At 70.4% G+C, this 24,043-nt stretch carries 19 protein-coding genes and 1 pseudogene; 9 read left to right on the top strand and 11 right to left on the bottom strand.

Going from position 1 to position 24,043, the window contains the following annotated elements:
- Window positions 1-532 (top strand): annotated as a pseudogene (locus tag VJS38_RS04200) (hypothetical protein); the annotation flags it as partial.
- A 93-nt stretch (window positions 533-625) separates the two neighbouring features.
- The gene (gene phhA, locus VJS38_RS04195; RefSeq protein WP_324086897.1) at window positions 626-1,492 is read left to right on the top strand and encodes a phenylalanine 4-monooxygenase; all 867 of its coding nucleotides are present in this window, start codon (window positions 626-628) and stop codon (window positions 1,490-1,492) included.
- Here phhA and VJS38_RS04190 read toward each other — a convergent pair.
- Window positions 1,486-5,691: a translocation/assembly module TamB domain-containing protein gene (locus VJS38_RS04190; protein ID WP_324086896.1), complete on the bottom strand. Its 4,206-nt coding sequence runs from the start codon at window positions 5,689-5,691 to the stop codon at window positions 1,486-1,488. The genes phhA and VJS38_RS04190 overlap by 7 nt on opposite strands.
- Window positions 5,688-7,475, bottom strand: a complete 1,788-nt coding sequence (locus tag VJS38_RS04185; RefSeq protein ID WP_324086895.1) for an autotransporter assembly complex family protein — start codon at window positions 7,473-7,475, stop codon at window positions 5,688-5,690. Before VJS38_RS04185 ends, VJS38_RS04190 begins: the two co-directional genes overlap by 4 nt.
- 283 nt (window positions 7,476-7,758) lie before the next feature.
- Between VJS38_RS04185 and VJS38_RS04180 the strand changes: the two genes are divergently transcribed.
- Complete coding sequence (locus VJS38_RS04180) at window positions 7,759-8,121, top strand: hypothetical protein (protein ID WP_324086894.1); 363 nt, start codon at window positions 7,759-7,761, stop codon at window positions 8,119-8,121.
- Here VJS38_RS04180 and VJS38_RS04175 read toward each other — a convergent pair.
- Window positions 8,118-10,487, bottom strand: coding sequence for a TonB-dependent receptor (locus tag VJS38_RS04175; protein ID WP_324086893.1), 2,370 nt, complete (start codon window positions 10,485-10,487; stop codon window positions 8,118-8,120). The two genes, VJS38_RS04180 and VJS38_RS04175, sit on opposite strands and share 4 nt — an antisense overlap.
- 321 nt (window positions 10,488-10,808) lie before the next feature.
- Here VJS38_RS04175 and VJS38_RS04170 point away from each other — a divergent pair, with 321 nt between their 5' ends.
- The 4 genes from VJS38_RS04170 to glf all read left to right on the top strand — a co-directional run bounded on the left by VJS38_RS04170 (window position 10,809) and on the right by glf (window position 13,924).
- Complete coding sequence (locus VJS38_RS04170) at window positions 10,809-11,519, top strand: AAA family ATPase (protein WP_324086892.1); 711 nt, start codon at window positions 10,809-10,811, stop codon at window positions 11,517-11,519.
- A gap of 35 nt (window positions 11,520-11,554) precedes the next feature.
- On the top strand, window positions 11,555-11,782 hold the full coding sequence (locus VJS38_RS04165; RefSeq protein ID WP_324086891.1) for a hypothetical protein: 228 nt from the start codon (window positions 11,555-11,557) through the stop codon (window positions 11,780-11,782).
- A gap of 99 nt (window positions 11,783-11,881) precedes the next feature.
- A complete protein-coding gene (locus VJS38_RS04160) occupies window positions 11,882-12,721 on the top strand; it encodes a hypothetical protein (protein WP_324086890.1) in 840 nt (279 codons plus the stop codon).
- A gap of 54 nt (window positions 12,722-12,775) precedes the next feature.
- Complete coding sequence (gene glf, locus VJS38_RS04155; protein ID WP_324086889.1) at window positions 12,776-13,924, top strand: UDP-galactopyranose mutase; 1,149 nt, start codon at window positions 12,776-12,778, stop codon at window positions 13,922-13,924.
- Here the strand turns inward: glf and VJS38_RS04150 are convergent.
- The 5 genes from VJS38_RS04150 to VJS38_RS04130 form a co-directional block, all read right to left on the bottom strand.
- Window positions 13,921-14,886 (bottom strand): hypothetical protein, encoded by a 966-nt coding sequence (locus tag VJS38_RS04150; protein WP_324086888.1) that lies wholly within the window; start codon window positions 14,884-14,886, stop codon window positions 13,921-13,923. The genes glf and VJS38_RS04150 overlap by 4 nt on opposite strands.
- A gap of 244 nt (window positions 14,887-15,130) precedes the next feature.
- Window positions 15,131-16,096 carry an HWE histidine kinase domain-containing protein gene (locus VJS38_RS04145; RefSeq protein ID WP_324086887.1) on the bottom strand — a complete coding sequence of 322 codons (966 nt, stop codon included), beginning with the start codon at window positions 16,094-16,096 and terminating at the stop codon, window positions 15,131-15,133.
- Window positions 16,097-16,206: 110 nt separating this feature from the next.
- Window positions 16,207-17,076, bottom strand: a complete 870-nt coding sequence (locus tag VJS38_RS04140; RefSeq protein ID WP_324086886.1) for a sucrase ferredoxin — start codon at window positions 17,074-17,076, stop codon at window positions 16,207-16,209.
- Window positions 17,073-18,338, bottom strand: coding sequence for a cupin domain-containing protein (locus VJS38_RS04135; protein ID WP_324086885.1), 1,266 nt, complete (start codon window positions 18,336-18,338; stop codon window positions 17,073-17,075). Before VJS38_RS04135 ends, VJS38_RS04140 begins: the two co-directional genes overlap by 4 nt.
- Window positions 18,274-18,483, bottom strand: coding sequence for a hypothetical protein (locus VJS38_RS04130; RefSeq protein ID WP_324086884.1), 210 nt, complete (start codon window positions 18,481-18,483; stop codon window positions 18,274-18,276). Before VJS38_RS04130 ends, VJS38_RS04135 begins: the two co-directional genes overlap by 65 nt.
- 310 nt (window positions 18,484-18,793) lie before the next feature.
- On the opposite strand from VJS38_RS04130, the gene VJS38_RS04125 reads away from it, so the two are divergent.
- Both VJS38_RS04125 and VJS38_RS04120 read left to right on the top strand, forming a co-directional pair.
- A complete protein-coding gene (locus tag VJS38_RS04125; protein WP_324086883.1) occupies window positions 18,794-19,102 on the top strand; it encodes a hypothetical protein in 309 nt (102 codons plus the stop codon).
- 101 nt (window positions 19,103-19,203) lie between these two features.
- Entirely contained in the window at window positions 19,204-20,064 is an 861-nt protein-coding gene (locus VJS38_RS04120) for a DUF4118 domain-containing protein (protein WP_324086882.1), read from the top strand.
- Here VJS38_RS04120 and VJS38_RS04115 read toward each other — a convergent pair.
- The 3 genes from VJS38_RS04115 to kdpC are packed head-to-tail and all read right to left on the bottom strand — an operon-like array spanning window position 20,051 to window position 24,043.
- The gene (locus VJS38_RS04115) at window positions 20,051-20,764 is read right to left on the bottom strand and encodes a response regulator transcription factor (RefSeq protein WP_324086881.1); all 714 of its coding nucleotides are present in this window, start codon (window positions 20,762-20,764) and stop codon (window positions 20,051-20,053) included. The genes VJS38_RS04120 and VJS38_RS04115 overlap by 14 nt on opposite strands.
- A complete protein-coding gene (locus tag VJS38_RS04110; RefSeq protein ID WP_324086880.1) occupies window positions 20,757-23,453 on the bottom strand; it encodes a sensor histidine kinase KdpD in 2,697 nt (898 codons plus the stop codon). The genes VJS38_RS04115 and VJS38_RS04110 overlap by 8 nt, the downstream gene beginning before the upstream one ends.
- On the bottom strand, window positions 23,450-24,043 hold the full coding sequence (gene kdpC / locus VJS38_RS04105; protein ID WP_324086879.1) for a potassium-transporting ATPase subunit KdpC: 594 nt from the start codon (window positions 24,041-24,043) through the stop codon (window positions 23,450-23,452). The genes VJS38_RS04110 and kdpC overlap by 4 nt, the downstream gene beginning before the upstream one ends.

Below are 24,043 nucleotides of genomic sequence, written 5' to 3'. Positions count from 1 at the left end.
CGCCGCGACGCCCGCCGCCGACATGACCGCGCCGTCCATCGCCGCCCCGGCTCCGGGGCTTGCGGAGCAGGCGACGCCGCCGGCGAACGAACCTGCCGCCGCCGTGGAGGCCGTACCTGCCGGTGAGCCGGCGGCTGAACCTGCGCCCGTCGCCGTCCGGCCCGCCCAGCCCGCGGCAGCGCCCCCCAAGCCGCTCGCCCGCGCGAGTGTCCCACCCAAGGCTGCGCCGGCCCCCCGGACGCTCGCCAAGGGGCGGTCGTCCGCCCAGGCCGCCGCCGACCGCGCAGCTACGGACAGGGTCTCCGCCCTCGCCTCCCTCGACCAGGAGGTCAACAAGGCCTACGCCGAGGCGCTCAACGCCGGGGCCCCGGTCGGCCCGCTGTCGGTGGCGCAGGAAAGCTGGATCATCCGGCGCGACCGCGTGCGGCGCGAGGATCCCGACATGGCCGAAGACCTCGCCCGCGCGCGTATCGCCGAGTTGCGCGGCATCGCCGCCAGCAACGCCGCTGCAGAGCCGCAGGGAACCCGCTAGGCCGCCCCCGCGGCGCAAGAAAACGCCTCGGCAGATGGCAAAGCGTGGAAAATCCGCACGGAAATTCCCCGCGAACGGGGCCATTCTGAGTGCATGAGCGCAGACGGCTTTACCGGCGGGCCGCCGCCGGGCGCGCGACCCGACTGGACGATCGACCAGAACTGGAACGCCTATTCGGGCGCTGAGCACGAGGTCTGGCTCACCCTCTACCGACGCCAGGTCGAGCTCCTGCCCGGCCGCGCCTGCGACCCGTTCCTGAAAGGGCTGGAAGCGCTCGACCTGCATCGCGGCGGCATCCCGGACTTCGCGCGCATCAACCAGGAGCTGGCGCGGCTGACCGGCTGGACGGTGGTGGCCGTGCCGGGCCTCGTGCCCGACGAGGTGTTCTTCCAGCACCTGGCGAACCGGCGCTTTCCCGCCGGGCGCTTCATCCGCAGGCCGGATGAGCTCGACTACCTGCAGGAGCCCGACGTCTTCCACGACGTCTTCGGCCACGTGCCGATGCTGACCGACCCGGTGTTCGCCGACTACATGCAGGCCTATGGCGAGGGAGGCCTGCGGGCCCAGGGGCTGGGCCGGCTCGCCAACCTCGCCCGGCTCTACTGGTACACGGTCGAGTTCGGCCTGCTGGAGACGCCGCAAGGCCTCAGGATCTACGGCGCGGGCATCGTCTCCAGCCACGCCGAGAGCCGCTTCGCGCTGGACGATCCCTCGCCCAACCGCCTGGCGTTCGACCTGGCGCGGGTGATGCGCACGCCCTACCGGATCGACGACTTCCAGCAGGTCTATTTCGTCATTCCGTCGCTGGAGGCATTGCTGGCCGCGAGTCTGCAGGACTTCGCCGCGCTCTACGCCCGGCTGGCCGGCGCGAAGGACATCCCGATCGCCGCGATCATTCCCGAGGACCGGGTGCTGACCCGCGGGACCCAGGCCTATGCGAAAGCTCGGGCCGATCAGTAGTCCCGCCGCCAGCGGATGGCCAGCTTGGCGCCGTTCTGCCCGCCGAAGCGCGACAGGATCGAGAGCTGGCGCTTCACCCGCCACTCCACCTGGGCCGAAGGTCCTTCGCGGCCGCCGCCGCTGACCTCCAGATAGATCTTCTCGGTGATGTACTTGCCGCCGGAGACGGTCACGCCGCCGCTCGCCGAATCGCCGCCGCCCAGCGACAGGCGGTCGAGGCCGGCGAAGGCGCGCAGGTTGCCGATTACGTCCAGGCCGCCGCCGCTGGCCAGCGCCGACACCGCGGCGGCGAGTTGGGCCGCCTCCAACGGCGACAGCTGCGAGGCGGAGGTGCCAAAGAGCACCTGGGAGAGCACCTCGTCGCTCGGCAGGCTGGGCGTCGAGGTGAAGGTCAGCTCCGGCTTGGCCGCCGTTCCCGTGATCTTGACGACGGCGGTGAGCGTCGGGTCGTCGCGTGTAGCGGCGAGGTTGAGGCGGATGTCGCGCGGTTTGGTGGAGAGATAGACCACGCTTTCGTCGTCGAACTCGAACCGCTTGCCGGCGAAATCGTAGTCGCCGCGGACCACCCGCGCCGTACCCGAGAGCGTCGGGGCCGCGGTCGTCCCGCCGACATGGGCGTCGAGCGACAGCTCCACGTTGAGACCCTTCCCCCGCAGGAAGACGCGGCCCGGCGCGCGCAGGCTGACGTCCAGCGCCCAGCCCCCGGTCCCGTCGGCGGCAGCCGCAGTGGTGGTGGCCCGCTCGGCGGCGACCAGCTCGGGCGGGCGGTTCTTCTCTACGACGTCCATGGTGACCACGCTGGTTCCGCCCGGCAGCCGCGGCGCAATCGTCGCCTTGTCGATGGTCAGGGCGCCGGAGAGCTTCACCTTGCCGTCCGCGCCGCGGTTGATCGTCGCCTGGCCGCTGGCCGAGGCCACGCCCTGTTCGTTGTCGATCAGCCTGAAGCCGTGCAGGTTCAGGCGGAAGCTGGAAACGCCCTGGCGCTCGAGGCTGATCTTCCCCGAGCCGGACACCGATCCGCCCTGGCCGTCCTCGCCGGTCGCCTGGGTCACGTCCACGCCGGTGCGGGCGAAGTTCGCCTGGATCGTCATGTTGCGCAGCGACAGGCCCGTGGCCCCGTCGTCAAAGCGCCCGCCGGCGACCGAGATCTGGCCCGACGCCTGCGGGTCGGCGAGCGTCCCGCCGATCGTGCCTTGCGTCTCCACCTGGCCGCCGAGGCTGCGCTCGCCGCCGATCAGCAGGTCCCACAGCGGCCGCACCTCGCCGCTCGCGAAGAACTTGCCGCTCATCGGCTGTTGCCGGGCGATCGCCACGCGGAACGGGGCGGCGGAGGTCTCGGTCGGCAGGACCACGCTGGCGTTGGCCTTCAGGCCCTGGCCATTGGTGGCGGTGGCGTCGATGGTCAGGCTGGAGCCCGCGAGGCGGCCGCGCACCACGCTGTCGACGCCGCTGGCGAGCGGCGCGCCTCGGCCGCGGGCCCCGCTGAGCCGCGCGTCCAGTCCGCCTTCGAGATGGCCGCCTTGGCCCTGCACCGCCAGCGTCGCGTCGACCTTTCCCGCCAGATCCTCGTCGACCAGGTTGAGGCCCACGCCGGTCATCTGGGCGTGGATGTCCGCCATCGCCTTGGTGAGGCGTCCGTCGACGCTGATCCGGCCGCCGTCGCTGGAGGCGAGGCGCAGGCGGGCGCTGCGCTCGGCGTCGCTGAAGCGGAAGGTCGCGGTCTCGGTGGTGCTCAGGTCGCGCCCCCCCAGCCGGCCCGCGCCGTCGAAAGTCGCCGCGTAGCCGGGCTGCAGCTGGGAGAAGACGCCACGGCCGTTCGCCAAGAATGGTCCGGCGCTCGCCACCCCCTTTGCGGCCAGGGTGTAAGGCAGGCGCGCAAGCGGCCCGTCGGCGACGAGCTTGGCCGAGGTCAAGGTGGTGGTCGAACCGGGCGTGCGCGCGTCCTGCGCCGTCAGGTTGAGCTGCACCCGCGAGCCGCCCGCGCTGTCGCTGATCCGCACCACCGCGGCTACATGACCGGCCTCGAGGAAGGCGCCCTTGCTGACCGCAAGGGTCAGGTTGGCCGCGGAGGGGCCGGTCCGGCGCAGGCCCACCGAGCCGTCGGCCTTGATCCCGCCGGCGTCGACCGACAGGTCGGAGAGGTCCACCCCGCCTTCCGGGAAGCGGAAGTCGGCCCGCGCCCGCGCCGGGCCGTAGGCGCTGGCCGCCGTGGCCGAGATCATCCCGCTCGAACCGTCCGCCTGGCGCAGGAAGCTCAAGGTGACGTGCGCGGCCTTCAGCGGCAGGTTCGGCACGTCGATTTCCGCAAAGTCGGCGATCAGATCGGCGCGCGGCGCGGCCAGCGTGCCGCTAAGCGCCCCATTACCCCTGGCCGCACCCGCGATCTCGACCGGCCCCGCGCGGAACGGACCCTGGGCGCTCCAGTCCAGCTTGAAAGCGAGCTTGCCGTCCTCGTTCATCACCCCGGCGCTGGCGGCGTTGATCGCCGCCCCCTTGAGGCTGGCCTTGGTCAGCGACAGGCGCCGCCCCTGCAGCGCGCCCTGGGCGGAAAGCTGGGGCTTTTGCCCCAGCAGCCGGTCGAGCTCCGGATAGCCGGTGGCGAGCTTGTCGCCCATTGCGTCGAGCTTGAGGTTCCAGGGCTCGCGCGCCCGCGCCTGCGCCGCCGACCAGTCGATGCGGGTCGTCCCGCTCGCGCCGGCATGGGCGGCCGAAAGGTTCGTCACGTCCGCCTGCCCCTTGAACGTCAGACCGCCCAGGAAGCCGCGGCCGCCGCTCGCCTGCACCCGAAGGCCCGAGCCGGCCACCTCCAGCTTGCGCAGCAAGATCCGCCCGTCCTTCAGCCGCCCGCCTTCGAGATTGGCGCGCGGAGCGGTCCCCATCAGGGCTGCGACCCAGCCCGCGCCGCGCCCGCCCCGCGCGGCCAGCTGCACCTTCACGCCGATCTCGTTCGGATCGTAGCTCAGTTCCAGCGGGCCCGAGACCTGGTCGAGGCCGTAGCCGGCCATCGCCAGCTGGGAGACCGTGGCCGGGCCGGCGAACCGCCACTTTGCGCCCGTCTGCGTCAGCATGCCGGTGAGCCGGGCCGCGCCCATCTGCGGTCCGCCGGTGATCTTCGACAAAGCCGGGCTCGACGCCGCCAGGCTGACCCCCTTCGGCGCGAGCTTGCGGGCGCCGAGGTCGCCGCGCCCCTGGGCCTGCAGCGAGAGGTTGGCCGCGCTTGCCTGGAGCGCCAAGTCATAGAAACCCTTGTCGGCCTTGCGGCCGGAGACGTTGAAGCGGACCTCCGGCCCCAAGCGCTCGGCGAAGCCCGCCGTCAGGCTGGAGGCGGTGAGCATGGCCCGGCCGCTCGCCTGCCCCCCGTCCGGCGACCAGGCGCCTGACGCCTCCAGCGGCCGCGTCGCGCCGGAGATGGCGAGCGCGGTGAAGCGGCCCGCCGAGGTGCGGCCGCCTGCCTGGACCCGCAGCAGGAAAGGCTGGTTGGCGGGCAGGCCGGCGGCGCCCGCGATCGCCCCGCCGCGCGCCTCGACCACGTCGGCGAGCACCAGAAGCGGCCGGCGCTTGCGAAGGTCGAACTGCAGGTTCAGGTGGTCGCCGGCCCGCAGTACGCTGGCCGCCCGCACGGTGCCGCGCATCCCGCCGCTGCGGCGCAGGTTGAGAAACAGCGACAGGTCGTAGACGCCGCGCTGGACGCTGAAGGCCGGCAGCATCTCGACCTGGCCGTGCGCCGCGTCGATGTTGACCGCGACCGGCATGGGCTCTTCCGGGCCCGTCGAGGGGGTGCGGTGCGGCCGGCGGATCAGCTGCAGGTTCTGCACCTCGATCTCGCTGGCGTGGAAGCGGCGGATGAGGAGCTCGCCGTAACGCCATCGCATATGGACGTTTTTCGCGTCGAGCCAGACGCCCTGGTCGTCGCGCACGGTCAGCCGCCGGATACGGAAGTCGCGCCAGACGTCGCCGGTGAGCCCCTCGATCTTCAGCCGGCCGAAGCTGCCCAGCTTCAACCCGTCGGTGCGCGCCTCGATGAACTGACGCGCCTGGGGCAGCAGCACGCCGAAGCGCATCGTGAGGATCAGCGCCGCCAGGATCGCCATCAGCCCCATGCAGGCCGCGACGATCGCCTTGGGCAGGCGCGAGGCCTTCGCCGCCTGGGCGGCCTCGGCCGCTTCCGGGGCGGCGGGCGTGTCGGACTCCTCGCTCAAAAGTTCTGTCCGATGCTCACGTAGATCTGCAGCGGCGAGGCGCCGTTGCGATTGGCGACAGGAGTCGCCAGGTCCACGCGCACGGGGCCGAACGGAAGGGCGTAGCGCAAGCCCAGGCCCGCGCCGACGCTGAGGTTGGAGAAGTCGGGCGCCTTGTGGATCGCCACCGAGCCGGCGTCGACGAAGGCGACGACGCCCCAGGGCCCGAACAGCCGCTGGCGGACCTCGGCGGAGGCCTCGACCAGCGCCAGGCCGCCCTCCGGCGTATCGTTGTCGGAGAGCTTCGGGCCGACGCCCTGGTAGGAGAAGCCGCGCACCGAGCCGCCGCCGCCGGCGTAGAAGCGCTGCGAGGCGGGAATGTCCTCGACGGATCCGCCGCTCAAAATGCTGCCGACGCGCAGGCGCCCAGCCAGCACGGTCCGCGGCGAGGCCGACCGCTGGAATGGCAGATAGGCCGTCATGATCGTCTGCACCCGCACATAGGGCAGCACGTTCGAGCCAGCGAGCACGGAGGGATCGGCGCCCAGGGTCAACCGCCAGCCGCGCTTGGGATCCAGCGCGTCGTCGGAGCGGTCGAGGTAGGCGCTGCCATGCAGGGCGAAGGTGGCGATGTTGCGGCCCAGCGGGGCGAGCGTGCCGATCTTCAGCTCGTTGGTGCGGCTGTAGTCCGCCGAGGCGCCGAGCGAGACGAACGAGGTCTTGCCGTAGCGCCGCTGGACGTCGGCGCGGGCGGTGACGCCGGTCTGGTCGTAGGCCGGGGTGTTGGAGTCGTAGGCCTCGGCGTCGAGGGTGAGGGTCTGGGCCGGGCGGCGCCAGTGCGGCAGAGCCTCGGTGACGCCGAGCCGGCTGTCGATGTTGGACACGCGCGCGAAGTACGTCAGCGTGTCGGCCCGGTGGAAGATGTTGTAGTGGATCCAGCGCAGGTCGAGGCCGAAGCCCTCGACGCTGGCGTAGCTGGCGCCCAGTTCGATCGAGCGCGGCTTGCGTTCCGCGAGGCTGACCACCACCGGCCGCAGCCCCTGCGGCGTGGTCTTGTCCTCGGGCGCGAGCGCCACGGTCACCTGGTTGTAGACGCCGGGGTCGACAAGGCGGCGCTCCAGTTCGGCGACCAGCTCCGGATCGTAGGTCTCGCCGGTCTTCCAGGGCGCCAGACCCTGCACCCACCGCGGATTGGTGCGCCCCGAGCTGGTGAGCTCGATCCCGTCCAGGCGGACCCTGGCGCCGGTGGCGATGCGGTAGGTCGGCTGCACGGAGGCGTCGGCATGGTCGACGACCACCCGCCTAGGCTCGGCCTTGGCGTCGGCGAACCCCTTCTGCTGCAGGGCCGAGACGATGCGGCCTTCGGCGCCCACCACGTCGGCGGCGCGGCCGGGCGCGCCGGGCTTGAGGCGCATGGCCTTCTCGGCGGCGGCTTCATCCGCGGCGGGGGGCGCGGTTCCCACCCATTCGATGGCCGGGGCGGCCAGGGTGAACCGCGGCCCCGGCGTGACGTGGATGTGCGGGGCCGGCGCGTCGCCCTCGCCCACCTGGGGCTCGACGTCGTAGCCGTAATAGCCCTCCGAGCGCAGCACGGCGATCGCCGCCTCGGCGGCGTCGCGCGCTCGCCGATGGGCCTCGAAGCGGTTGTCGACCGCCTTGTCGGCCTCGCCGATCTCTCGGACGATCTCGGCGCGCAGCGCGGGCTCCAGGTCGCCGTCGACCACGGCCCGCGGCTGGGCGGCGAGCGCCAGCGCCGGGACGCAGACGGCCGCTGAGGCGGCGACGGCCAAGACCGGTCGACCCAAGATCCAGAATCCTTCAGCGGCCCCGTTTCGGTGTAGCCGGGCCGCCCGGACGTGTCGACGGTGGGCGCTGCGGCGGGAAAGCGCTCTTGCGACGACGCTCTGGCCCAACGTCCGGAATGGGGCCGCAATCGGCGCGCCGATGGGCCGTCGTAGCCCGCCGCAGCATAGCGGAATCTAGGCGCGGGCCGACGCCGGCGCAAACCCTTGGGAACGCTGCGTACTTGCAGCCGGGACCCGTCGGGATCATGGTCTCGCAAGCTCGCAAATTCATCCGGAGACGGACATGGCGAACAAGAAGATTCCGAAGACGCTCGCGGGCGTGAAGATGCCCAAGCCCCTGCGTCGGGGCCTGCGCGACCTGGCCGCGAGCCAGAACGGGCGCCAGGCGCTGCGCGATGCGCTGGAAGCGGCCTGCGCCGCCCTGTGCGCCGCCCAGGCCGCGCCCCCCGCCAAGCCGGCCAAGGGCGCCAAGGCGCCCCAGCCTGCGTCCCCGTCCGAGGACGAGGCCCGGGCGGCGACGGCGGCGGCGCTGGAAGACGCCGCCCGCGCGTTCACCGACACCCTGAAAGGCAAGGCGCCGGCGCAGGCCGCGGCGCCAGCGGCGAAGCCGCCGCCGGCGGAGCCGCCGTCAGCCGCGACCCATTAGAAGTCCTTCCGGAGCGTCACGAACCACTGCCGCGGCGCGCCGATCAGCAGGGTCTGGCTGTCGCCGGAGTTGGTGAAGCCGTTCGAGCCGACGGTCGCGACGTAGTCCTTGTCGAAGAGGTTGGTCACGTTGACCTGGATCTCCAGGCCCTTGCGCCAGTCCTCGCCCTCGAAACGGTAGCCCGCGGTCAGGTCGGCCACCCAGTAGGACGGCACGCTCTGGTCGTTGGTGTAGGTGTAGTAGCGCTTGCCGGTGTAGTGGCCGGCCATCGAGCCGAAGAAGCCGCCGTGGTGGTAGGAGAGCTCGAGGTTGGCGATCGACTTCGGCGTGTCGACCACGGTCTTGCCGGCGGTGCGGGCGATCAGGACGCCGGAGCCGTCATGGACGTCGTCGTCGTACTTGGAGTCGTTGTAGGCGTAGGAGGCGAAGGCCGTCCAATCCTGGGTGATCGCCCAGGCGCCGGCGAGTTCGACGCCCTTGGTCGTCACGCTGCCGACGTTGGAAAGCACCGCCGGGTTGCCCGCCACGCCTGACCCGACCGAGGTCGCCAGCAGCCGGTTGTCGAATTTGACGTGGTAGGCGGCGATCTGCCCCTGGAAGGCGTCGATGCGGAAGCGGTAGCCGAGTTCGAAGGTCTTCGAGGTCTCGGGCTTCAGCTTGTCCTTGATGGCGTCGAAGCCGGCCTGGGTGGTCGAGAACGGCCCCGAGGTCGCCGCCGACTGAAAGGCGCGCATGTTCTCGGCGTAGTCGCCGAACACCTCGCCGGCGCCCGGAATGTTCCAGTTGAAGCCCACCTGCGGCAGGAAGCCGTCCTTGGCGTCGATGCCGCCGCCGCGCGCGACGCTGGTGTCGTAGCCGTTCACGAACCGGGCGTCGTTGGTGACCTTCAGCGACTTGGCGCCGAAGTTGACCTTCAGGTCCTCGGTGATCTTCCAGCTGTCCTCGATGAACAGCATCGTGGTCTTGGTCTTGAAGGCGTAGTCCCAGCGGGTCTTGTAGGGGTTGGACTGGAAGTCCAGCGCGTCACGGTTGGGCGCCGCCAGGTCCAGGGCGTAGTAGCGGCGGGCCTGATCGAAGTCGTTGTCCTCGTACCAGCCGCCGGCCTGGATCGTGTGGTCGCCAAGCTTCAGCTCGGCCGCGCCGAAGACGCCGATCCGGTCCATGCCGTACTCGGTGGTGCGGAACGACATCGGCGAGTTGGCGGTGGTCGCCCCGGCCACGCCGTAGTTCGGGCTGGGGTTGAGCGGGGCGAACCAGCTGCCCTGGCCCTTGTTGTGGTGGCCGTAGACGGTGGCCGAGAAGTTCAGGTTCTCGGTGATCGGGGTCTTGCCGTTGACGTACCAGAGGTTGTCATCCCGCAGGCCCGCGGCGTCATAGTAGGCGTCGTCGTCGCAGCGCACCGGCGAGGGGTAGGCGCTGGCGTTGCCGTTGTCTCCAGGGTCGGAGACGCAGAAGGACGGGTCGCCCGAGTGGCCGTTGGCCTTGTAATACTCCAGGGCAGTCGTGGCGATCTGGGTCGCCTCGGCGTAGTTGTTGGAGATGTTGTCCCAATTGTCGCCGAGACGATTGATCATCTCCTTCGACATGTCCTGGTAGTCGTTCTCACGACGTCTGGACCAGTTGTAGTAGGTGGTGACGGTCGCCTCGCCGAGCGGCTGGACGTACTTGACGTTGATCTGCTGCTGCTTCTGCTCGCCCCAGCCCTTCCACTTGTCGGTCTTCTGGTTGGCGTAGCTGACATAACCCTTGCCGCCCGTCGGCAGCACGCCGGTGTCGAGGCGGATGAAGCCCCGGTACATGCTGTCCGAGCCGCCGGTGCCCTGGACGTTGACGTTGAAAGCCTCGGACGGGTCGCGGGTGAAGAACTCCACCGTGCCGCCCAGGTTCGAGCTGGAGGCGGTCGACAGCGAACCCGCGCCCTGCGCCAATTGCACCTGGCCGAGGTTCTCGGAGATCGCCGCGCGGCTGATGTGCAGGCCGTTCAGGTTGCCGTAGGTCATGTCGCCCAGCGGCACGCCGTCGAGGGTGAAGCCCAGCTGGTTCTGGTTGAAGCCGCGGATCGAGATGCGGGTCGACCACTCGTAGGCGCCGAAGGCGTCGGCGGACTGGAAGTTCACGCCCGGCAGCTTCTCGACCATCTTGATCGGGCTGGTGCCCGGCGCGACGTTCATGATCTGCTGAGCGGTGATCGTCTGCACTTCGCGGGTCTGGCCGTGGCCGAAGACCACCAGCTCGGCCGCCGTGGCGGCTTCCGCCGCCGGGGTCTCCGTGGCCGCCGCGGCGCCGGCGTCTTCCGCCGCAGCCGTATTCGCGAAGGCGCAAAGGATCGCGCAGGCGGCCGCGCCGCCGAGCCAACCAGTTCTCATATCATCCCCCAGGGTGTCATCCGGCGCGGGCGTTGATCCGTCCTGCGCTGGGCTGGGGGTCGGTAGCCGCTCAACGTGACACCGCGGCCAACCTTAAGTGTCAGATGTGCGACACTTCCACTCGACCGGATGCAGATGATGCTGATCCCGGCGCCGATCACGGCCCAGCTCATAAGAGCTTGACCGAACGGGGCCCTTAACCCTGAGGATGACCGGGACGTCGTGTCGCAACCCGTCCGCCCCCGCAGCAACGGCTCGGGACACGAAAGCGCCTGACTTGCCGGCTCAATCAGGCGGGGCCACAGGGAGCGGACCAAGCGCATGCCGAACATCGCCTTCGTCAGTCCAAAGGGCGGCGCCGGAAAGACCACCGCGGCCCTGGCGCTCGCGCTCGGCCTGGCCGACCGCGGCCAGCGCGTGGCGATGATCGACTCCGACCCGAACAAGCCGCTCGTGCACTGGGCCGAGCTGCCGAACCGACGCGACAAGATCACCGTCCATCCCGCGCCCACCGTGCAGGACATCCGCGACGCCGCCCGCGAGGCGCAGCGCTATTCGCCGGAGTGGACCATCGTCGACACCGAGGGCTCCGAGCGCGGGGCCATGGTCTTCGCCGCCCTGCGTTTCGACCTGGTGCTGACGCCGGTGGCGGGCTCGCAGCTCGACCTGCGCGAGGCGATCAAGGCCTCGGAGATGGTCGCCGCGTTCGGCCGCCGCGCCGGCAAGGCGCTGGCGCACCGCGCACTGCTCACCCGCGTGCCCGCCGCCCTGAAGCCGAAGATGCTGAAGAGCGTGGTGGCCCAGCTGCGCCAGGCCGACGTGCGGATCCTGCCGACGCCGCTTCTGGAGAAGGAGGCTTTCCGCGCCCTCTTCAGCCTCGGCGCCGGCTTCGAGACCCTGGAGATGAACGGCGTGTTCGGCGCCGCCGCCGCCCGCCAGAACACCGCCAGCTACACAGCCGACGTGATCGAGCTGGTCCAGGCCGAGGCGCCCCGGCCTGCCGCCTTCGCTGAGGAGGCTCGCTACTCGTAGGGGAACCGCAGACGGCCGCCGCCGCTTTTCCAGCCATGGCCGATGAGAACCTGCACGACCAGCTGAGCGTCCACGTCGAGGGCGAGGACGTCCTGCTGCAGATGCCGGGCGGCGCCGCCCGCAGGCTGGTCCCGGACATGGCCGATGAGCTGGCGCAACAGCTGATCGAGGCCGCCGACCGGGCGCGGGGCGGGACAGGCGCGCCGCGCCCGAGACCGCCCTTCCCGCCCTCGGAGCTGGTCAGCCCGCACGGCGCCGGCTGAGCGCGTTTCCAACCGCCGGATCGCCGAGTCTGGCGCGGCAGGCTTGCAAGGCTGCGCCCGCCCCCACATGCTCTGCGATCAGGGCAACGGCGCGGGCGCATGAACCAATCTCCTTACTGCATATGGATCGTCAGCCCGCCGGGATACCTGCACAGCCGCTGCTTTGAAGAGGTCGCGTTGGCCCTCGGCGAGGCCTTCGCCGCGCTCGGTTATCAGGCGCCGATCGTGACCCAACCGGAACAGATCCACGGCACGCCCATCGTCCTGGGCGCCGACCTGCTCGGCCCCGTTGCGCCGCCGCCAGGCTCGATTCTGTTCAACCTGGAACAGGTCAGCCAGGGTTCCCAATGGATGGCCAATGGCTATGTCGACCTGCTGCGCCGGCATCAAGTCTGGGACTACAGCTCGCGGAATATCGACGCCCTGGCCGCGCAGGGGGTCACGGCGACCTTGTGCGAGATCGGCTATGCGAGCGGTCTAAGCCGCATTCCGGCCGCGCCGGAGCCGGACATCGACGCCCTGTTCGTCGGCTCGATGAGCCCGCGCCGACTGGCCGTTCTGCAAGAGGTGGCCAACCACGGCGCCAAGGTCATCGTCGCCAACAACGCCTATGGCGAGGAGCGCGACGCGCTCTTCGCGCGGGCCAAGCTCGTCCTCAACATCCACTACCACGAAGGCAGGGTCCTGGAGATCGTGCGGGTGTCCTACCTGCTGGCCAACCGCATACCGGTCGTCTCCGAGAGCGGTCACGATAAGGAGATCGAGGCGGACCTGAGCGAGGCGATCGCCTTTGCGCCTCATCAGGAACTGGCGGCGACCTGCCTTGGCCTGCTCGCAGACCCGGCCCGTCGCCTCGCGCTCGGCCAGAAGGGCTTCGAAGTGTTCTCGAATCGCGACCAGGCTACGATGTTGCGGGCCGCCCTGGCGTCGCTCGAGTAAAGCGCATTAAGGGCGCGGCGCTGAAGAACTGGGCGCTTCGGGGTGGAGGCCGGTGTGAAGACGTATGACTGGATTGTCGTCGGGGCCGGCTTCACCGGCGCTACCGTCGCCGAACGGCTGGCGTCGCAGCTTGATCAACGGGTTCTTGTCATTGACCGGCGTCCGCATGCGGCGGGCAACGCCTACGACGAAGATGAAGGCGGCGGTCTGCTCGTCCACAAGTACGGGCCACACCTGTTTCACACCAACAGTCTGAAGGTGTGGAATTATCTGTCCCGCTTCACTGAATGGCGGCCATATTTCCATCGGGTGCTCGGGCATGTGGACGGCAATTTCGTGCCGATCCCGTTCAACCTCGACTCCATCGCGGCGTGCTTTCCCTTCAACTTCGGCCAGCGGCTGTGCGAGGCGCTGATCGCCGAGTACGGGTTCGGCGCGCGGCCGCCGATTCTGAAGTTGCGCAAGTCCACGAATTCGGACGTTCGACTGCTCGCCGACTATATTTATGAAAAGGTCTTCAAGAACTACACGTCCAAGCAGTGGGACCTCGAACCCGATGCGTTAGATCCTTCGGTGACCGCCCGCGTTCCGGTCGAAATCAGCCGCGACGGCCGATACTTTCATGATCGCTGGCAAGCCATGCCGAAGGACGGCTACACGGCGATGATCGGCCGGATGCTCGACCACAAAAACATCGACCTCGTGTTGAGCACGGACTTCCGCGACGTCGAGCCGAGCCGATACCGCCGGGTGGTCTTCACCGGTCCGATCGACGAGTTCTTCGACTACTCGAACGGGGCGCTTCCCTACCGCACCATCCGCTTCGAATTTGTCGACCAGGCGGCTGGGGCCTCCCAACCTGCCCCGACGGTGAATTATCCGAACGAATTCAGCTTCACGCGCATCACCGATCAGGGACTTGTCGCGGGCGCGACGCAGGGCGGCGGCAAGCTCATCTACGAGTTTCCGGAGGCGCATGCGCCGGGCCGCACCGAGCCTTACTATCCGATCCCGACTGCGCAATCGGCGGTCATGCTGCAACCCTACCAGCGGCTTGCGGCCGACCTCGCCGGGCAGGTCTGGTTCGCCGGCCGGCTTGGCGATTACGCGTACTACAACATGGACCAGGCCTGCGCCCGGGCGCTGGCCCTGTTCGAAAAGCAGCTCGCCTCCGCGGCGCAGGGCCGCGCGATCGCCGTTTAGATCATCCGCTTGACGCCCCAGAGGCGCATGACCTGATCGTGGAAGCTGGCTTTTTCCCAGGCGATCAACGCGCGGTAGTGGGCTTGTTCCGCCCAATGCCGTTGCGGATCGGCGACGACGGCGTCCAAGCGCCGGGCAAGCTCGCCAGAGGCAATGTCCTCGGGCGTGAATTTGAAGAAGTCCGCGATCGGGAAGTCGTCATAGAACGCGCCGGCGCCTTGCCGATGCACGAACACGATGCCGCCGCAGGCCGCCGCTTCCCGCGGCATTCGGTCCTTCCCTGGAAAATGGCCGAAGTCCACGTAGAGAAGCCGCTCGGCGAAAATGTCCCGCAGCTCGGCTTTTGAGAACCCCTTCAGCCCGAGCCCATTGAACCTCGGGTGCGCGGCGAAGAATTCCTCCGCGAGGGTTGCGCCTTTCTGGAGGTTGAACGAGGCGGCCGCCCCCGGCGGGGGCGTGGCGACTTCCGGGCTGTGGAACAGCGCGGTGGTGTAGTCGCCCAGGTCATAGAGGTTGCGGGCGCCGTTATGGCGCAGCCATTCGCGCGCATAGACGCTCTGGTGCAGGTGGATGAGGTCGTCGCGCTGGAAGACCTCGGCGCGGCCCGCCGGTTCGCCCAGCGCCGGATTGAACGCAATGGCGTTATCGATGGAGAGCCACCAGACGGCGACGCCGCAGTTCTGGAACATCGCATGCTGTGCGGCGAAGACTTCCGGCAGGATGACGAGGGTCTGCGGATCGAGCGGGATCTCGGGCGCGACCTGAGGGCGATAGTCGCGATAGATTTCCATGGTGTTCGGATGCGTCGGCGTTGCGCACAGCACCCGGTCCGGGGCGATCTGCACCGCGTTCGACGCGCCGAGATAGGCCAGCTTGGCGTCCACCCCCAGGCAGTTGAGCGAGTAGGCCAGCTGGTGGATGGCCTCGGGCCCGCCCGTCACGGCCACGGGCGTCACGATCACGACGCGACGAAATCGAGAGAGCGGCGCCATCGTTCAGGCCCGGTGCGCCGCCGGGCGACGACCCAGGCGCGCGGAGGCGCCGTTGTCGGCGCCGATGTCGTAAATCACCCCGTCGCTCACCATGCCCGGCTACTCATCTCTGTTTTGCGTCCGGAGGTTAGCCGAATCGCCCGAGGCTGCTCTCGTGCGGAGCATGGCCCACCCTGGGTACAAGGAACAGGGGCGGAGACGGCCGAGCTTGCCTCTAACCCACGCGCGCGGCGATCTCCGCGCGCAGCCCCTCCCGCGCGAACTCCAGCCGGGCCGAGCCGCCCAGGGCCTCGCCAAGGTTGCGCTCGATGAGCTGGGAGCCGAAACCGCGGCTCGGCGGGGCCACCACCTCCGGTCCGCCGCTCTCGCGCCAGGTCAGACGCAGCTCGGGATCGGCCTCGCCCTCCAGCCGCCACTCGACCGCCACGCGCCCGCTTGGCGCGGAAAGCGCCCCGTATTTCACCGCATTAGTCGCCAGCTCGTGCAGCGCCAGCGCCACCGCGGTCGCCGCCTGCGGCCGCAGCATGACCGTCGGCCCCTCGACCCTGATGCGCGGCTCGCCCGGTACGTAACCGAACGGCCTGAGGATGCGGATCAGGACGCCCTTCAGCTCCGCCGTCTCTCCGCTGGCCTCGAGCAGGGCGCCATGGGCGTCCGAGAGAGCGCCGAGCCGGGCCTCGAAGTCCCGTCGCGCGTCTTCCAGCGGCCGGGCGGGCGTGAAGGTGCGGCGGCTGATCGCCTGGACCAAGGTCAGGGTGTTGCGCATGCGGTGGGCGAACTCGCGGGCGATGATCCGCTCGTGCTCGGCGGCCGCCTTCGCCCGCGCGACGAGGCGGAACAGCGCCGAGACCATGCCCAGAATGATCAGGCCGACGACCGAGGTGCCGATCAGCCCGCCGAGCTCGTATTGCGCCAGGACGAACGAATGCGGCGGCCCCAGGAAGAGGTACCAGGCGCCGACCAGATCCACGATCAGGCAGGTCACGCCCGACCAGGTCCCGCCGATCAACGCCGAAAGCAGGATCATCGGAAACAGCGGCAGGAACGGCTCGCTCGGCCCCAGCACGGAGGCCAGCGCATAGCGCAGCATCAGGGACGCCAGGCCGGCGAGCACGCCCACCACCAGCCGCTGCGCGCACCGCACCAGCGGCTTTGCGGCGACCCTGGGTTGTTGAGGCATGCGACGTTTCCCGCTCGGCCCGTCACGTCATTAACGCTACTGCGGCGGCGGCGTCCCTGACGTTTCGTTGAACGCGCTACTGGAACGGGATCCGGCGCTGAAGGCCGGCGTCATCGTCCGGGCGCACCCAGCCGCTCCGCGTGATCGAAGACCGTCCGCGTGCCGTGCGAGGGCTTGGCCGCCGAGAGCGCGGCGCAGCTGCCGTAGAACTCGACCTCGGCCGCCTTCAGGCGGACGTGGAAGCGCTGTCCGCGCACGCTCGCCTCCAGGTCGCACGGCCCTTTCGGCGTGATGGCGACCGGCGCGATGGCGTCGTTGAGCAGGCCCTGGCGCGCCAGGCCCGCCCGCACCAGCTGGACCACCTGCGGATCGTAGACCCTTCCGCGATAGCGCGCGGGATCGATCCGGCCTCCCGTCTCCGCGGTGCAGAGCGCCGCCAGGTCGAGATCGCCCAGATGGGCGTACATGCTGCCGGAGGGAAAGAAGATCCCCGTGGCGGCGAACCGGTCGCCGCCGAGGTGCGAGCTCTCGATCGCCTCGAACGGCGAAATCCCCTCTTCCACCAGCTTGCGGGCGGACTGGTAGGCGGCGAAGCCGAACTTGGCGCAGCAGCGGTCGCGGGTGCCGTGGGTGCAGATGGCCAGCGTCGGCCGGCCGGTCCGATCGACGCGCCAGCGCCGCGCGAACAGCGCCACCAGCGAGCTCAGGCCCGGCGCGGGCAGGTCGTCCTGGGCGTGGACGATCACGGGCAGCTCCTCGGTCGCATCGCCCGGCTGCGGGTTGTAGAGCCGCGTCACGACGCCGGCCTTGCGCGCCGCCTGGACCGCCTGCAGCTCCTCGCGCGAGGCCCAGTGCGAGTTCATCTCGCGCTCGTGCCAGAAGCGCTTCGGCACCGGCACGAAGACATAGGCCTGGGCGCGCACCCCGGTGCCGGCGAGGTGCTCATGCCTGGCGATCGAGACGCGGGAACAGAAATTCACGGCGCTGCGTCCGCACGCACGACGAAGACCCCGCGCCGCAGCATCTCGCGCAGGAAGCCCTGCAGCTGGGCCGCCGACGCGCCGGGCGCGGCGCGGCCGAAAGCGTCGATCGACGCCGTCTCTCCGGCCAGCAGACGTCGCAAGAGAGGTTCCAGATCCGGCGCGAGCGTAAACTCGACGCCGCGCCAGCTCAGCACCAGGCCGCGCTCGGATCGCCGAAGCCGCGCGGGCCCAGGCGCGAGGCTGAGCTCGGCGCCGGCCGCGAGCGGCGCCTCTTCCTCGCCGATGTGCGGGAAGGACAGCGCCGGCCGCTGCGGCTGCAGCGCCTCGACGTGGCGGCGGTAGCGGCGCGCCAGGTCCTGCGGATCGCGCGCCGCCAGGCCGGCCACCAGCCGGGCGAGCCGCTCGGCCACCGCCGCGTCGCCGGCCTCGAACGGCAGGTCGGCGCGGCCGATCTCGTCGGCGAAGACCTCGTCGGCCAGCCATTGGAAGAGGTCGCCGCCGGTCTTGCGGGTCAGGCCGATCGTCAGGTGCAGGGTCGGTTCGCCCAGCCCGACCGCGGCGTGCCAGTGGCCCCGCGGCAGATAGAGCACGTCGCCCGGCCCGAGCACGATCTGCTCAGGTTCGCCCTGCGGCGACGGCGCGTCCGCCGCCGGGCCGCGCCGGGTCGGCGCCGGCTTCGTGGGGCCATAGAGCGCCCACTGCTTGCGGCCCTCGACCTGGACGACGAAGACGTCGTGGTCGTCCCAGTGCACGTCGAAGCCCTGGGTGACGCCCCAGCAGGCGTAGAGATTGGCCTGGCTGGCGGCGGTGAGCTCCGCCGAAAGCCCGGCGCACAACCGCTGCAGCGGCGGGCTGATCTCGTTCACCGCATCGACGATCAGGGTCGCGCCGTCGCGCAGGCTGGCGGTGAGCGCCGCGACGTCGAGGTCCTGCAGAACCGCGCCGCGCCGGGTGCGGCGCGCGCGGAATATCCCGTGCGTCACGTCGGCCCCGGCGCGCTCCAGGCGCAGCCGCGGCGGCGCCAGCCGATGCTCGGCCAACGCCGCGTTGAGCTGCGGCCAGCCGAACAGCTCGGCCGCAGCCGCTGGCGCCAGACGCGTCCGATAGACGGCTTGGCCGAGACTGTGCTTCAGGAAGCCGGCGACCTCGGCCGGCCCGATCAGGCCGGCGAGGCCGGGAGATACGGGGTCCGGATCAGCTGTCCGTTCCGTCGTTGTCGCCGTCGGTTCCGTCGCCGTCGGTTCCGTCCGTTCCGTCACCGTCCGCGCCGTCCGTTCCGTCACCGTCGTTCCCATCCGTTCCATCGCCATCGGCCGGGTCGGGGCCCTGCATTTGGAGCCGGTGCTCTACGGGCTCGTCGATGGCGCGCAGCAGATCGCTGTCGGAGTATGCGTCTTGGTTCATTGCCCGTCCTCATCCGCCTGTGGCGCCCGGCTTTCGACGCCCCGGTCCACAGCCAGAACACCGCGCGGAGGAGTTTGATCCCGCAGCGCAGCGGATCGATGCAACTTCAGGAGAGGCAAGCCGAGAGCCCGGCGCCCCCGTCCGTCAACCAATTGGGCGGTTTGAACCTTCCTGCCCGACACTGTGGCCGAAACTCGGCCTTATCACGGCGAGCATCCTCAGATCTTCGTGAGACGCGCCGGGGCCGAGGGAAGAAAAAGCCTCACATTAAATTCAACGGCCGGGTCGATTGACCACAGGCAGCGACACCGTGTCCAACCTGATCATGGAACTGATCGAAAACGCCATCGCACATCTCCCAATGTTCTCGACTGTTCTCGTCGCGTGTCATTCCGAAGTCTACCGAGACGAGCTCGTCCGGACATTGGTTGATCGAGGGATCTGCATCCTGGGTCCCGTCTATACTGCCGGCCACGCCCTGGCCCTGGCGGCCCGCGCCGACGTCGACCTGGCGATCGTCGAGGCCCCGCCCGCCGAGCCCAGCGGCGGTCACGCCCTGGTCAAGCGGCTGAAGGAGACCTGGGGCATCCCCTCGCTGGTGCTGCGGCCGCCGTCGTAGGGCGCGGCGCGCCTGCGACCAGGGACCTCCGATTCCATATCGATCGTTTATGCCGCAAAGCCTTAGGCTGCGGGCGGTCGAGACGGCGGAAGGAGCGGGTCATGTCGGATGTCCTTGCGGGCGACGGCGCAGCTTTGGCCCAACGCCCGCAACAGTCGGCCGGTACGCGCGCGGCGCGCGGCCTGCCCGCCGTGAGTCAGTACGCGGTGTCGCTGCTGCTGGTGGGCGCGGCCACCGTCCTGGCGTTCGTGGTCAAGAACCTGATCGCCGCGCCGAACCTGACGCTGATCTTCGTCCTGCCGGTGGTGATCGCCGGCGTCGCCTTCGGCTGGGGCCCCTCATTGGCTGCGGTGATCCTCGGCGTGCTGGCCTTCGACTTCTTCTTCACCGTCCCCTATTACTCGCTCCGCATCGCGACCCCCTCGGACATTTGGGCGGCGGGCCTGCTGCTGGTGGTCGCCGCGATCACCACGACGGCGGCGGCGCAGTCACGGCGGCGAGCGGTCGAGGCCGCGCTTGCGGCGGAGCGGGCCGAGGCGCTGCAGAAGCTGGCCCAGGTGGTCATCGCCGCCAGGCCGCAGCCGGAAGTCCTGCAGGCCGCCGCCGAGACGCTGCACCGGATCTTCGCGGCGCCGGTGGTGATCTTCCTGCGCGGGGCCGGACCCCTTCGCCAGGCGGCGAGCGCCGGCGGCCCGCAGGTGACGCCGCAGGACGAAGCCGCCGCCGCGGCCGCACTCTCCGACCGGCTGCACGTGCGCGCCGAGACCTATCCGTTCGACCAGTCGGCGTTCGAGTACTGGCCGGTCTCCACGGCCTCCGACACGGGCTGCGTGATCGGCGTCGGCTTCAAGCGCGCCACGGTCGAACGGCCCGAACGGCCCGAGCGCTTCGTCGACGTGGTCTCGGCCTATCTGGCGGTCGCCCTGGAGTCCGGCGCACGCCGCGGCGCTAGGCTCCACTAGGCCGCAGGGCCTCGTCGGCCATGAAGCGGTAGCCGATGCCGGGCTGCGTCAGGATCAGTTTCGGCGCGGCCGGATCAGCCTCGATCTTCTGCCGAAGCTGGCCGATGAACACCCGCAGATACTGCATGTCGTGAGCATGCGCCGGGCCCCAGATCGAGACCAGCAGCTCCTTGTGGGTCAGCACCTTGCCGTCGGCCTCGGCGAGCTTGGCCAGGAGATCGTACTCCTTGGGCGACAGGCGCAGCGCCTCGCCGGCGCGGGTCACCAGCCGGCGCGGCAGGTCGATCACCAGGTCGCCGGCGTGCACCACCGGCGGCGGCTCCTCCTGCTGGCGCTGCTGGCGGCGCATCACCACCCGCAGGCGCGCCAAGAGTTCGCCGACCCGGAACGGCTTTTCGACATAGTCGTCGGCGCCGGCGTCCAGCGCCTCGATCTTCTCGATCTCGCGGTCGCGGGCCGAGAGGATGACCACCGGCCCTTCGTAGAAGTCGCGCGCCCGCTTGAGCACCTCCTGGCCGTCGAGATCGGGCAGGCCGAGGTCCAGCACCACCGCCTCCGGCGGCTTGCGGGCGATCTCCGCCAGCGCCTCGCGGCCGCTGTCGGCGCGCACGGGCTCATAGCCGGCGGCGTTCAGCGCCGGGCCGAGAAAGCGGTGGATCTGCGGCTCGTCGTCGACGACGAGGATGCGGGGCTTATGCATGCGCGGCCAAGGGCTTCGACTCGAGCGCCCCCTCTTTGCGCAAGCTGATCAGGATTCGCGTGCCGCGGCCTTCGTGGATCGGGCTGGCGGCGGCGATCCGGCCGCCCATGGCCTCGACGAACCCTTTCGAGATGGCGAGCCCGAGGCCCGAGCCCTTGCCGCGGTCGGTCGACTCCTCCATGCGGCGAAATTTCTCGAAGACCCGCTCCAGCTCCGCGGTGGGAATCCCCCGCCCCTCGTCCTCGATGCTCAGCACCACGTTGTTGCGGTCCTCGTAGGCGGCGAGCTCGATCGTCGAATCGTCGGGGCTGTAGGCGATGGCGTTCTCGAGGATGTTGACCAGCGCCTGTTCCAGCAGCGCCTGGTCGGCCTTGACCAGCGCCAGCTCCGGCGGGAAATCGCGCGTCACCTTGCGGTGGCCCAGCCTTCGCGACACCCGGTCCAGGGCCGAGCCGAGCACGTCGCGGACGTCGAGCCAGTCGGCGCGGATGTTCAGGCCGCCGCCCTCCAGCCGCGTCATGTCCAGCAGGTTGCCGACATAGCGGTTCAACCGCTCGGCCTCCTCGCGGATGCTGGCCAGGAGGTCGAGGCTGACCGGCTTTTCCAGCGCGTCGCCGTATTCGATCAGGGTGGTGGCCGAGCCCAGCACGGTCGCGAGCGGCGTGCGCAGGTCGTGGCTCACCGAGTTCAGCAGCGCCGAGCGCAGCTTGTCGGAGCGGCGCAGCGCCTCGGCCTCGGCGGCGTCGGCGGCGAACTCGGCGCGCTCGAGGGCCACGGCCCCCTGGTCGAGCAGGGAGGCCACGAACCGCGCGCCCTCCTCGGTCTGCAGGGCCTTCGGTTCCACCGCCGCCACCCCCGAACGCGCCCGCACGCCCTGTAGCGGCCGATAGGTCCAGGTGGCGCTGGGCAGGGTGCCGGTCTCCGCCCCGGCCGGCTCGCCGTACTGCCAGGCCCAGCGCGCGGCGGCGACGTCGGCCGGGCCGAACACCGGCATGCCGGGCGAGCCCGCCACCGGAATCACGTCGTCGCCGCCGGGCAGGAAAACCACCGCCCCGCCGCCGGTGGCCGCGGCCATGTGCTCGGCCAGCACTTCGGCGGCCGCATAGCGGTCCGCCGCGGACGACAGCCGCCGCCCCGCCGCCAGCAGGGCCGAGACCGCTGAGGCGCGCCGGGAAGTCGCCAGGCTCTGGTCGCGGACCCGCCCGGTGAGCCAGCCGGTCGTCATGGCGACCGCGAAGAACACCAGGAAGGTCAGCACGTCGGTCGTGTGGCCGATGCGGATCGACAGCCGCGGCTCGAGGAAGAAGAAGTTGTAGACGAAGGCCGCCAGCGCCGCGGCCGTCACCGCCGGCCATAGCCCGAAGGCCAGGCCGCTGACGAGCACGCTGACCAGGAAGATCATGGCGAGGTTGGCGCCATGCGAGAACTGGTCGACCAGGCTCGCGAAGCCGCCGGCGATGGCCACGAAGCCGATCGAGACGAGGTGGCCACGCCAGGCCAGGAGCGAGGTCGGCGGCGTGAGCTTGTGCGCAGGCTCTGGCTCGGGATGGGTCTCGGCGGTGATGATGTGCAGGGCCGCGCCCGTAATGCGCTCGGCGAGCGCCGGGATCAGCGCCCGGCCCATCAGCGCCCGCAACCGCGAGGCGTTGGACTTGCCGACGACGATCTGGGTGACGTTGTTCTGCAGGGCGTAGTCGAGCACCGTGCCGATCACATCATCGCCCGTCAGAACCACGCTGGTTCCGCCCAGCTGCTCGGCCAGCTTGAAGGCGGCGGCGAGCCGCGCGGCGCCCGCATCGTCCGGCGAACGATGGTTCGGCCGTTCGACGAAGGCGACCGTCCAGGGCGCGTCCATCATCATGTCCGAGAGCCTGCGTCCGGCCCGCACGAGGCTCTGGGCGACCGCGTCCGGCCCCACCAGCACCAGGATCCGCTCGCCGGCCGCCCACGGCCCCTCGACCCCGCGCTGCTTCATGGCCGCGACCAGCTGGTCGTCGACGGTCTGGGCCATGCGGCGCAGCGCCAGTTCGCGCAGCGCCGTCAGGTTCTCCGGCTTGAAGAAGTTGGTCGCCGCCATGCGGGCGGTGTCGGGCAGGTAGACCTTGCCCTCGGAGAGCCGCTGGCGAAGCTCGTCCGGCGTGATGTCGACGAACTCGATATCGTCGGCCCGGGAGAGCGCGGAGTCGGGCACCGTCTCGCGCTGGCGCACGCCGGTGATCTTCCAGACCACGTCCACCAGGCTCTCGAGGTGCTGGACGTTGAGGGTGGTCCAGACGTTGACGCCGGCGTTCAGCAGTTCCTCGACGTCCTGCCACCGCTTGGGATGGCGCGAGCCCGGGACGTTGGAGTGGGCGTACTCGTCGACCAGCAGCAGGGCCGGCTTGCGGGCGAGCGCTGCGTCGATGTCGAACTCGAGGAGGGTGCGGCCCTTGTAGTCGATCGGCTTGCGGGCCAGCACCTCCAGCTCGGCGACCAGGGCCTCGGTCTCCCGCCGGCCGTGGGTCTCGACGACGCCGACCAGCACCTCGCCGCCCTCCGCGCGGCGGCGGCCCGCCTGGTGGAGCATCTCGTAGGTCTTGCCGACGCCCGGCGCCATGCCGAGGAAGATCTTGAGCCGGCCGCGCCCGGCCTTCGCCGCTTCCTTCAGGAGGGCGTCGGGATCGGGGCGGCGCGGCTCGTCGGCGTTCATGAAGCCTTCGCGCTCCCCTTCGGCAAGGCCGCGTCAAGCGCGCGATTGGTCATCAGCACATTGACGTGCGGTTGGCCCAGGAAGCCCAGCGCGGGCCTCTGCACATGGGCGTCGATCAGCTTGCGCACCTCCTCGACCGGCGCGCCGCGGGCCTTGGCGATCCGCTCGACCTGCAGGTTGGCGTAGGCCGGCGAGATGTCCGGGTCGAGCCCCGAGGCCGAGGTGGTGATCGCGTCGTCGGGGATCTCGGCCTGGCCGGTCGAGGCGCGCATGGCCTGGGCGTCGCCCTTGACCCGCTTGGCGAGGTCGGCGCTCAGCGGGCCGTAGTTCGAGCCCGACGAGTTCGAGGCGTCGTAGCCGCCCGCGCCGGCCGCGGACGGCCTCGGATGCAGGTACTCGTCCTTGGCGAACCCCTGGCCGATCAGGGCCGAGCCGATCACCTGGCCGTGGTCGCCGCGCAGCAGGCTGCCCTCCGCCTGCCAGGGAAAGGCGACCTTGGCGAGCCCGGTGATCGCCAGCGGATAGGCCACGCCCAGGAGGGCCGTGAACAGCACGGTCGAGACGATGGCGGGGCGAATTTCGGAAAGCAT

The sequence above is a fragment of the Phenylobacterium sp. genome (assembly GCF_035276905.1).
Taxonomy (GTDB): Bacteria; Pseudomonadota; Alphaproteobacteria; order Caulobacterales; family Caulobacteraceae; genus Phenylobacterium.
Note: the sequence above shows the minus strand (reverse complement) of the source record. Positions and strands in the feature narration are given on the sequence as shown.

Excerpts from the sequence above, each read along its gene's own strand:
- phhA (WP_324086897.1), top strand. The coding sequence starts at position 626 with ATGAGCGCAGACGGCTTTACCGGCGGGCCGCCGCCGGGCGCGCGACCC.
- VJS38_RS04180 (WP_324086894.1), top strand. The coding sequence starts at position 7,759 with ATGGCGAACAAGAAGATTCCGAAGACGCTCGCGGGCGTGAAGATGCCC.
- VJS38_RS04175 (WP_324086893.1), bottom strand. The coding sequence starts at position 10,487 with ATGAGAACTGGTTGGCTCGGCGGCGCGGCCGCCTGCGCGATCCTTTGC.
- VJS38_RS04170 (WP_324086892.1), top strand. The coding sequence starts at position 10,809 with ATGCCGAACATCGCCTTCGTCAGTCCAAAGGGCGGCGCCGGAAAGACC.
- VJS38_RS04165 (WP_324086891.1), top strand. The coding sequence starts at position 11,555 with ATGGCCGATGAGAACCTGCACGACCAGCTGAGCGTCCACGTCGAGGGC.
- VJS38_RS04160 (WP_324086890.1), top strand. The coding sequence starts at position 11,882 with ATGAACCAATCTCCTTACTGCATATGGATCGTCAGCCCGCCGGGATAC.
- VJS38_RS04145 (WP_324086887.1), bottom strand. The coding sequence starts at position 16,096 with ATGCCTCAACAACCCAGGGTCGCCGCAAAGCCGCTGGTGCGGTGCGCG.
- VJS38_RS04130 (WP_324086884.1), bottom strand. The coding sequence starts at position 18,483 with ATGAACCAAGACGCATACTCCGACAGCGATCTGCTGCGCGCCATCGAC.
- VJS38_RS04120 (WP_324086882.1), top strand. The coding sequence starts at position 19,204 with ATGTCGGATGTCCTTGCGGGCGACGGCGCAGCTTTGGCCCAACGCCCG.
- VJS38_RS04115 (WP_324086881.1), bottom strand. The coding sequence starts at position 20,764 with ATGCATAAGCCCCGCATCCTCGTCGTCGACGACGAGCCGCAGATCCAC.
- VJS38_RS04110 (WP_324086880.1), bottom strand. The coding sequence starts at position 23,453 with ATGAACGCCGACGAGCCGCGCCGCCCCGATCCCGACGCCCTCCTGAAG.
- kdpC (WP_324086879.1), bottom strand. The coding sequence starts at position 24,043 with ATGCTTTCCGAAATTCGCCCCGCCATCGTCTCGACCGTGCTGTTCACG.